Below are 7,487 nucleotides of genomic sequence, written 5' to 3'. Positions count from 1 at the left end.
GCGGAGCGCGTCGCGGACGAGCGGGTTCGCGGTCACCGCCTCGCGGGTGTCGGCTGCCAGCGACATGTCCGTCCGTGCGTCACCGGTCGGCATGGCGGTTTCGGTCGGCGAGCGGTGACGGATCGCCGTCGACGACCGGTTCCGCTCGGATGGTGTCGACCGATTCCGCTCGGCGGGGGCGACCGGTTCCGACCGGGCGGTTCCCGGCGCGTCGGAGGCGTCGAAGTCCCTAAGAGCGCCGCGTCCCCAGCACGGGTATGCAGTCGCTCGTCATCGTCGCGCACGGCTCGCACCTCAACCCGGAGTCCAGCGCGCCGACGTACGACCACGCGGACACGATCCGTGCGTCCGGCGCGTTCGACGAGGTGCGGACCGGCTTCTGGAAGGAGGAGCCGCACTTCCGCGAGGTGCTCCGCACCGTCGAGGGCGACGAGGTGTACGTCGTCCCGCTTTTCGTCTCGGAGGGGTACTTCACCGAGCAGGTGATCCCCCGCGAACTCAGGCTCGACGGCTGGGACGTCTCCGCGTGGGACTCCGACGGGCTCTCCGCGGACCAGGCCACCCTCGTCGCCGCGGACGTCGACCGCGAGGTCCACTACTGCGGCCCGGTCGGCACCCACCGCGCGATGACCGACGTGATCGTCCGGCGCGCCGAGTCGGTCACCGGCGACCCGGACGTGGGCGAGGGGTTCGGGCTGGCGGTCGTCGGCCACGGCACCGAGCGAAACGAGAACAGCGCGAAGGCGATCGAGTACCACGCCGACCGGCTCCGCGAGCGCGACGCTTCGCGGAGGTGCGGGCCCTGTACATGGACGAAGAGCCCGAGGTCGACGACCTCCCGGAGCACTTCGAGAGCGACGACGTCGTCCTCGTCCCGCTTTTCATCGCCGACGGCTACCACACCCAGGAGGACATCCCGGAGGACGTGGGGCTCTGTGAGAGCCACGAGGAGGGGTACGACGTGCCGACCGCGGTCGACGGCACGCGGATCTGGTACGCCGGCGCGGTCGGGACGGAGCCCTTGATGGCGGACGTGATCCTCGAACGCGCCGCCGACGCCGGCGCCGACCTCGGCACCGCGCTCGCGGACGTGCGCGAGACGACCCGCGTCGCCACGGGGGACTAACCGTGGCGGACCCGACAGCGACGCGGCCTCCGCGCCGGACGACGACGAGGCGGTGACCGACGACGAGCCCGCAGTCCCCGAGATCGACCTGCCGGGCGACGCGTTCGACGCCGTGCTCGACGCGCTCGAAGAGCGTGAGGGCGCGGCCGAGGCGACCGAGGCGGGCGAGATCGCCGAGACCGCCGAGACTGCGGAAGGAACCCCCGAGCCGATCCGGTTCGAGGGGTTCTCCGTCGCCCGCGACGGGGACGGGAACGGGGACGGCTTCCGCCTCGCTCCCGTCGACGGCGAGCCCCTGACCGGTCTGAGCGAGCGCGAACTCCACGCGGCGCTCGACGAGCGCGCCCCCGCGGTCACGGACTGGTACGTCTTCGAGCGCGTCGTCGGCGAGTTCGGTCCCCGTCGCGCGTTCCTGCGGTGGATCGAGGACGCCGACGGCGAGACCGTCGCGGCCCGGTACGCCGCGCTCGCCGAGGGGCTCGAGCGCGCGTGGGGACAGCTGCGGATCACGGCGACGGTCACCGACCGGGGCGAACGCCGGTACGACGTGCGCCACGCCGACGACGCCGGCGTCCCGATCGACGAACTCGACGCCTACGAGGACCCGCTCGACGCCCGCGAGATAGTCACGTTCGACGAAAAGGGGCGGTACCGGCCGCTCAAGACGGCGCCCACGCTCGCGAGCGGGTGGGTCTACCCCGACCTCGGCCCCCGAGACGCCTACGAGCTCGTGGAGACGGTCTACCCCGCGACGGTGGCGAACTGGCACCGCGAGCGCGAGGGGGAACTCGACGTGACTCACTGGCGGGAGACGATGGCGCGGCAGTCGGGCATCTACGGCGTGATCCAGACGTGGGACCGCGGCGAGGGCCACGAGCACGTCAACTGGGTGGCGGAGGCGTGCTGTGACGACTCGCAGTGTCTCAAGCGGCGCGAGTGGGAGTACGACGCCGACACCGACCTCGACGTCGACGGCGGCGACGGCGTCTTCCCCTGCCGGGAGCCCTGTTCCGTCGTCGTGAGCGCCGCCCGCACGTGGACCAGACTGGAGAGCGAGCAGCCGCGGACCTACGAGTTCGAGCTGACCCCGAGCGAGAAAGCGCAGATCGAAGACATCATCGACGCAGTCGCCGACGGCCGCATCGACGAGATCCGCGAGGCGGACACGAGAGAGGGCGCGAACCGGTACCGCGCGCGGTTCCTCCGCGCGAAGCGGTTCGACGACGCCGGGAACCTCGGCGGGGTGCCGACCGACCCCGACGACGCTCCGTAGACGGAGAACGACGAGGAGCCGTCTTCGAGATGGCTACGACGGTCGTTTGCGGTGGCGCCCTCCGGTGTCGAAGTCGGCAGCGAGCCGAGCGAGAGATCGCCGCGAGCAAAGCGAGCGGCTGCTCGGAACGCTCCGATTTCCGGTGGAGTCGTCGACCGGCGCGAAGCGCCGGCGCCACCGCAGGGAGCGAGTAGCAGGAACGTTCACTTGTGAATCCACTCGTACCATTCACCGAGATCGACGAGTTGATTTTTGACTCCGTCGGGGCCGTACTGGTAGAACACCTCGTCAACTGTGCGAGCAAGTCCTTCCGGATCGGTGTCGGGGAGGTTCTGGTCGTAGTAGAGTAGGATCCCGAAGTGGTTGTACTCGTCGTGTAGTGGCTCGAAATCTTTTGCGTTGTTCGTCAACAGGACAGTGCCGGACTCGCCACACCACGAGACCAGTTCGGCGTCACTCGTGTGTTCGCCGAACCGGTCTTTCGCCTGTTCGACAGTGTATCCCCGTTCTCGAAGCGTTCGTTCGAAGACGCGACCGACGTGCTCGTCAAGCAGAATCCGAACCCCGGTCACTGCACGGGTTCTTTCGGTTTCAGCGACGATTCTCGAACGTGCTCGAATGCTGCTTCGTTCTCTTTTTCGAGCTCACGCATCTCCTCGATGTGAGCGTAGTAGTAGGAGAGAGACTCGTACACGTCTGCGAGAGATACGTCGAACTGATCCGCGACGTAAGCAGGGGCCTGTCCGCTGTCAATCACCCGTGCGGCAACGTGGCGAACGCCGATGCGCGTGCCGTCGATTCGTGGCTCGCCACCGAGCACGTCTTCGTCGTGGGTGATACTCATACGACCGGATAGGTCCCCTCATCGGTTATATCTTTTCGGCGGCCAATCTTGTCGCCCCCGTCATTTCGCACGCTCATTCGGAACGGGAGATCCACCGAACGGTGGGCACGAACCCCCCCTCGTGAATCGTTCCATGACCCACATCACGTACAGTGAGGAGACGTTGGAAGCCCTCGTCACGTGGCACCGACGACGGATAGGTACATAGACGCCAACGACGCCGGCCGGCCGATCACGGTGAACACCGACTGATCGACGCTACACACGCACAGCCACTGATCGACGCCACGCACGCACAGCCGAGAACGCGGGCGATTTCGAACGAATCGTGAAAGGTATTATCACGAAAACTTTAGACGCGGGACCGGCCTAACTCGGCGCAATGAGTGGCGGCCCCGAGCTGATAATCACGGAGAAGGACAACGCGGCGCGGCGCATCGCCGACATCCTGAGCGGCGAGTCCGCGACGGCCGAGCGCGTGAACGACGTGAACGTCTACAAGTGGGGCGGCAAGCGCTGTATCGGGCTCTCCGGGCACGTCGTCGGCGTCGACTTCCCCGCCGAGTACAACGACTGGCGCGACGTCGAGCCGGTCGAGCTGATCGACGCGCCGGTCACCAAAGAGCCCACCCAGGAGGGGATCGTCGCCGCGCTCCGGCGGCTCGCCCGCAACGCCTCCCGCGTGACGATCGCGACCGACTACGACCGCGAGGGCGAGCTCATCGGCAAGGAGGCGTACGAGCTGGTCCGCGAGGTGAACGAGGACGCGCCGATCGACCGCGTCCGGTTCTCCTCGATCACCGAGCGCGAGGTGCGAGAGGCGTTCGCGAACCCCGACGACCTCGACTTCGACCTGGCCGCCGCCGGCGAGGCCCGCCAGACGATCGACCTGACGTGGGGCGCGGCGCTGACCCGGTTCCTCTCGCTTTCGGCCCGCCAGCTCGGCGACGACTTCATCTCCGTCGGCCGGGTCCAGGGGCCGACGCTCAAGCTCATCGTCGACCGCGAGCGGGAGATACAGGCGTTCGACCCCGAGTCCTACTGGGAGCTGTACGGCGACCTGGCGAAGTCGAGCGGCGACCCCTTCGAGGCGCGCTACTTCTACCTGAACGACGAGGGCAACGAGGCCGAACGCGTCTGGGACGGCGACGCGGCCGAGACGCTCACCGAGGCGCTCGACGCGGCCGACGAGGCGGTGGTCGACGACGTGACCCGGCGGACGCAGACCGACGACCCGCCGACGCCGTTCAACACCACCGCGTTCATCCGCGCGGCGGGGTCGCTCGGTTACTCCGCCCAGCGCGCGATGTCGCTCGCGGAGGACCTGTACACCGCCGGCTACGTCACCTACCCGCGAACCGACAACACGGTGTATCCCGACGACCTCGATCCGGCGGAGCTGCTGGCCGACCTCAGCGACTCGCCGACGTTCGGCGAGGACGCCGCGAGTCTGCTCGACGGCGACGACGCGATCGAGCCGACCGAGGGCGACGAGGAGACGACCGACCACCCGCCGATCCACCCCACGGGCGAGCTCCCCGCCGCGTCCGACCTCTCCGACGACGAGCGGGACGTGTACGAGCTGATCGTCCGCCGCTTCCTCGCGACCTGCGCCGATCCCGCCACCTGGGAGCGGCTCCGCGTCGTCGCGCTCGCGAACGGCGAGGCGACCTCCATCGCCGAGCGCGCGGACGGCCTGGCCGCCCTGCGCGACGCCGAGCGCGCGGACGGACCCGCGGACCTCGTCGCCGACGGCGGGCTCCGCCTGAAGGCGAACGGGAAGCGGCTGCTGGAAGCCGGGTACCACGACGTCTACCCGTACCGCTCCAGCGACGAGCGGATCGTCCCGGACGTCGAGGCCGGCGAGGCCCTGCGGCTCACCGACCGCCGGACGGCGGCGAAAGAGACCCAGCCGCCCCGCCGGTACGGCCAGTCGCGGCTCATCGAGGAGATGGAAAAGCGCGGCGTCGGCACCAAGGCGACCCGCCACCGGACGATCGAGAAGCTGTACGACCGCGGTTACATCGAGAGCGACCCGCCGCGGCCGACCCGGCTCGCGGAGGCGGTCGTCGAGGCCGCAGAGGAGTTCGCCGACCGGATCGTGAGCGAGGAGATGACCGCCCAGCTCGAACGCGACATGGAGGCGATCGCGGCCGGGGAGAAGGACTACGACGAGGTGACCGAGGCGTCCCGCGAGCTGCTCTCGGCGGTGTTCGACGACCTCACCGACTCGCGGGAGGCGGTCGGCGACCATCTCCAGGAGTCGCTGAAGGCCGACAAGACGCTCGGTCCCTGCCCGGAGTGCGGGTCGGACCTGCTCGTGCGGAAGTCGCGGTACGGGTCGTACTTCGTGGGGTGTGACGGCTACCCGGACTGCGAGTACACCCTGCCGCTGCCCTCGACCGGCAAGCCGCTGCTCCTCGACGAGACCTGCGAGGAACACGGCCTCCACCACGTGAAGATGCTCGCCGGCCGCAAGACGTTCGTCCACGGCTGCCCGCAGTGTCAGGCTGACGCCGCCGACGCGACCGACGACCAGGTGATCGGCGCGTGTCCGGCGTGCGGGGAGGGCGCGGCTTCGCCGGGTGACGGGGGCGGTGAAACCGCCGCCGGCGGCGAGCTCGCGATCAAACAGCTCCGCTCCGGCTCGCGGCTCGTCGGCTGTACGCGCTACCCGGAGTGCGACTACTCGCTGCCGCTGCCGCGCCGCGGCGAGATAGAGGTGACCGACGAGCGCTGTGCGGAACACGACCTCCCGCACCTCCGGGTCCACTCGGGCGACGACCCCTGGGAGCTCGGCTGCCCGATCTGCAACTACCGGGAGTTCACCGCCCGCCAGGAGGGGTCGGAGCTGCAGGCCGTCGAGGGGATCGGCGAGAAGACAGCCGAGAAGCTCCAGAACGCCGGCGTCGACGGCGTCGACGACCTCAAGTCGGCCGACCCGGACGACCTCGCGGCCGACGTCGACGGGGTCGGCCCGGACACCGTCCGCGACTGGCAGGCGAACGCCGACTGAGCCGGGGTCTGAACGAGCCCCCAAAGATAAGTCACACAGGCGGAGAGATCCGTCCATGGTGTCGGACGAGGGAGGTGATCCGGAGACCGGATCGCCAGGGAACGCCGGGTCCGCGTCGTCGAGGGCGGCGGCCCGGTCGTTCGTCGACACGGTGCCGGGGCCGACACTCGTCTGCGACCCGGCGTCGGGCGCGATACTGGCGGCGAACGAGGCCGCGGCGACGCTGTTCGGTCACGACCGGACGACGCTGACCCTCATGGGGCTGACCGACGTGGGCGACGCGCCCGCCGCGGTCGACGGCACCGCGATCGAGACGGTCCTCGAGGCGATCGGCGACGGAGAAGCGAGCCGGTTCCGGTGGGACGTCACCACCGGCGACCGCAGACGGCGGCGCGTCGAGTTCCGGGTCGATACGGCCGAGATCGCCGGCGGCGAGCGGATCGTCGCGTCGCTTTTCGACGTCACGGAACGGACGGACGCGGCGGAGGGGCGCCGCTCGCAGCGCCGGGTGACCGACGCCATCGCGTCCGTGCTTCCCGCGTCGCTGTTCCAGTGTACCGAACAGGGAACGCTCGCACGGTGGAACGAGCGCCTGATGGCGACCACCGGCTACGCGGGCGAGGAGCTGTCCGGCCGTGCGCTCGTCGACCTCTTCGACGACGAGGGGCGTGAGCGGATCGCGGACGCGCTTTCGGTCGTCTACGAGTCGGGCGAGCACGCGATCGTCGAGGCACGCCTGCTCACGCGGTCGGGCGAGCGGATCCCCCACCGGGTCACGGTCGGGCCGGTGACGGAAGCGGGGACCGTCGTCGGTGCGGTCGGCGTCGCCGAGGACCGCACCGAGGTCTCGCTCCGCGAGGAGCGGCTCTCCGTGCTGACCCGCGTCCTCCGGCACAACTTCCGGAACGACCTCAACGTGGTTATCGGATTCACCGAACAGGCGATCGAGGCGGTCGACGACGAGGAGCTGGCGGCAGACCTCGGGCGGGTCGTCGACACCGCGGAGCGACTGCTCCGCCTCGGAGAGGCGTCGCGGAAGGTCGAACAGCTGCTCGCCGAGCGGCTCGAACCCGAGCCTGTCGACCTCGCGACGGCCGTCGACGAGGCGGTCGCCGCCCTGCCGCCAGACCTCCGGTCGATCGGCGACATCGCCGTCGACGTTCCGCCCGGGACGACGGTGTCGGCGATCGACCGGCTCCCGGACGCGATCGGCGAGCTCGTCGACAAC

5 protein-coding genes and 1 pseudogene are annotated in these 7,487 nt (G+C 69.8%); 4 read left to right on the top strand and 2 right to left on the bottom strand.

What is annotated here, in order from left to right:
- The first annotated feature begins 257 nt into the window (after nucleotides 1-257).
- Nucleotides 258-1,126, top strand: a pseudogene (locus GJ633_RS11975) (CbiX/SirB N-terminal domain-containing protein).
- A 52-nt stretch (nucleotides 1,127-1,178) separates the two neighbouring features.
- Nucleotides 1,179-2,399, top strand: coding sequence for a DR2241 family protein (locus tag GJ633_RS11970; RefSeq protein ID WP_321169054.1), 1,221 nt, complete (start codon nucleotides 1,179-1,181; stop codon nucleotides 2,397-2,399).
- A gap of 203 nt (nucleotides 2,400-2,602) precedes the next feature.
- Here GJ633_RS11970 and GJ633_RS11965 read toward each other — a convergent pair whose 3' ends face one another.
- Together GJ633_RS11965 and GJ633_RS11960 are read right to left on the bottom strand one after the other, a co-directional pair.
- Nucleotides 2,603-2,971 carry a DUF5615 family PIN-like protein gene (locus tag GJ633_RS11965; RefSeq protein ID WP_321169053.1) on the bottom strand — a complete coding sequence of 123 codons (369 nt, stop codon included), beginning with the start codon at nucleotides 2,969-2,971 and terminating at the stop codon, nucleotides 2,603-2,605.
- A complete protein-coding gene (locus GJ633_RS11960; RefSeq protein ID WP_156589012.1) occupies nucleotides 2,968-3,243 on the bottom strand; it encodes a DUF433 domain-containing protein in 276 nt (91 codons plus the stop codon). Before GJ633_RS11960 ends, GJ633_RS11965 begins: the two co-directional genes overlap by 4 nt.
- A gap of 382 nt (nucleotides 3,244-3,625) precedes the next feature.
- On the opposite strand from GJ633_RS11960, the gene GJ633_RS11955 reads away from it, so the two are divergent.
- Together GJ633_RS11955 and GJ633_RS11950 are read left to right on the top strand one after the other, a co-directional pair.
- Nucleotides 3,626-6,259 (top strand): DNA topoisomerase, encoded by a 2,634-nt coding sequence (locus GJ633_RS11955; protein WP_156589011.1) that lies wholly within the window; start codon nucleotides 3,626-3,628, stop codon nucleotides 6,257-6,259.
- A 55-nt stretch (nucleotides 6,260-6,314) separates the two neighbouring features.
- The coding region (locus GJ633_RS11950) for a PAS domain-containing protein (protein ID WP_156589010.1) at nucleotides 6,315-7,487 on the top strand (1,173 nt) is incomplete at its 3' end.

This window comes from Halorubrum sp. CBA1125 (assembly GCF_009742825.1).
In the GTDB taxonomy this organism is placed as follows: Archaea; Halobacteriota; Halobacteria; order Halobacteriales; family Haloferacaceae; genus Halorubrum.
Note: the sequence above shows the minus strand (reverse complement) of the source record. Positions and strands in the feature narration are given on the sequence as shown.